The 1,542-nt window shown below is 66.1% G+C and carries 2 pseudogenes; one reads left to right on the top strand and one right to left on the bottom strand.

The features are described from left to right. Positions 1 to 1,053, bottom strand: a pseudogene (locus JCM19049_RS13745) (GNAT family N-acetyltransferase); the annotation flags it as partial. Positions 1,054 to 1,192: 139 nt separating this feature from the next. Between JCM19049_RS13745 and JCM19049_RS21045 the strand changes: the two are divergent. After that, a pseudogene (locus tag JCM19049_RS21045) lies at positions 1,193 to 1,542 on the top strand (DNA gyrase subunit A); the annotation flags it as partial.

Raw genomic sequence — 1,542 nt, 5'->3', positions numbered from 1 at the left:
AGCCGATGTTGCCCGGGGCCGGCAGCTGCTGGGCGACCGAGGCGTTCAGCTGCACATCCGGGTCGGTGTTCTGCAGCCCCAGGGAGGCCGGGCCGATGACCCGCATCCCGTTGATCCGCGCCCGGGTGATCAGTTCGCGCTGTTCGCGCAGGCCCTGGTCGGATTCGTAGCCGGCGGTCATCACCAGCAGACCCTTGACCCCGTGGGCGGCGCAGTCGTCCACGACCCCCAGCACCCGTTCCTTGGGCACGCAGATGATGGCCAGGTCCACCGGGCCGGGCACCTCGGTGATCCGCCCGTAGCTGGGCAGCCCGCCGATCTCAAAGGCCTGCTCGTTAACCGCGTACAGCGCCCCGGTGAACCCGGATTCCACCAGCCGGTTCAGCACGTCGTAGCCCAGGGTGCCCCAGGAGCGGCTGGCGCCGATGACCGCCACGGAGGCCGGGGCCAGCAGCCCGGCCACCGACTTCGCTTCGGCGCGGTGCTCGCGGGCCTCCATCACCGAACGGGACTTGTCGGTCGGGTCGATCGGGAAGACCAGCATTACCACCCCGTCCTCAAAGTGCCGGGCCACCGCGTAGCCGGCCTCGGAGAAGACGGTGAGCATCTTGCGGTTCTCCGGCAGCACCTCTGCGGTGAACTTCTCGATCCCGTTTTCGCGTCCGGCCGCGGCCAGGTGCTCCAGCAGGATGGAGGCGATCCCGCTGCCGTGGTATTCGTCCGAGACGTTGAACGCGACCTCCGCCTCGGTGGGGTCATCGAGCCGGTCATAGCCGCCGACCCCGATGACCTTCGCCCCGCGCAGCACCACGAACGCTACCCGGGAGGTGTGATCGACGTTGGTGAAGCGTTCCAGCTCCTTGGGGGTCAGCTGGGACTTGTAGGTAAAATAGCGCAGGTAGACCGACGCCTCGGACTGCTGGCGGTGCATCTCCTGCAGCGCCTGGGCATCCTTGGGGTGATGGGCCGCAGGTGCGCGGTTGAACCGTCGCGCAGCACAACATCTGCTTCCCAATGTGCCGGATATGCCGCAGAAACTTTACGATCCACCATAAGCTAAACAATAGTGCGCGGTACCGGCCACGGCCAGATGCCACGCACCGCGGCCTGCACCACGCCCGCAGCGCGCAGTCCGCCTGTTTGCATTCGAACAGTTTCTTATCGACCAGAAGGTAGGGGCACGAACAGCTCAATGGCTCGCAAGAACACTCCGGCCCTTGACGAGGATTTCGTCGAGAACATCATCGACATCGACGTCACCAGCGAGATGGAGAACTCCTTCCTGGAGTACGCCTACTCGGTGATCTACTCCCGGGCCCTGCCCGATGCCCGCGATGGCTCAAGCCCGTGCAGCGGCGCATCCTGTTCCAAATGGCGCAGATGGGTCTGCGCCCGGAGAAGGGCCACGTCAAGAGCGCGCGCGTGGTCGGTGAGGTGATGGGCAAGCTGCACCCGCACGGGGACGCGGCGATTTATGACGCGATGGTGCGCCTGGCCCAGGACTTCTCGATGCGCCTGGCGCTGGTGGACGGGCACGGCAAC

Source organism: Arthrobacter sp. JCM 19049, assembly GCF_001310435.1.
Note: the sequence above shows the minus strand (reverse complement) of the source record. Positions and strands in the feature narration are given on the sequence as shown.